Source organism: Micromonospora reichwaldensis (genome assembly GCF_031845925.1).
Classification (GTDB): domain Bacteria; phylum Actinomycetota; class Actinomycetes; order Mycobacteriales; family Micromonosporaceae; genus Micromonospora; species Micromonospora reichwaldensis.
Genome location: NZ_JAVRFL010000097.1, coordinates 1 through 424, shown reverse-complemented (window position 1 = coordinate 424; position 424 = coordinate 1). Strand labels below are relative to the sequence as shown.

At 68.6% G+C, this 424-nt stretch carries 1 pseudogene; it reads left to right on the top strand.

From position 1 onward, the window contains the following. Nucleotides 1-77: 77 nt before the first annotated feature. A pseudogene (locus RM555_RS30870) lies at nt 78-424 on the top strand (hypothetical protein); the annotation flags it as partial.

Sequence of the window (424 nt, the reverse complement as noted above, 5' to 3'; positions counted from 1 at the left end):
CCGGACGGTGCTTGCACCCGCGTGAAGCCGATCCCCCTTCGGCGTGTGGGTGCCAACCCCCGAATGGAGCGTTTCTGATGAACACGATCATCCGTAAGAGCGTTCTCGGTATTGCTGGTCTCGCCTTCGCCGGTGGCGTGTTCGCCGGTCCCGCGACCGCGCACGCGGCCCCGTCGGTGCAGTCGACCCCGGTGGCCGTGGCCGTGCAGGCCGACACGCCGTCGGTCGACAAGGCCAAGCTGATCCCGCACGGTGTGCAGGGCGCCCAGTCGCACGTCGACCTGTCCGACGAGCAGATCGCGAACGTCAAGGCGATCATCGCGGCGACGAAGAAGGCCGGCATGGACGAGCGCGCCGCCGTGGTGTCGATCGCGACCGCCCTGCAGGAGTCGAAGCTGGAGAACCTGGGCCACCTCGGTGACCG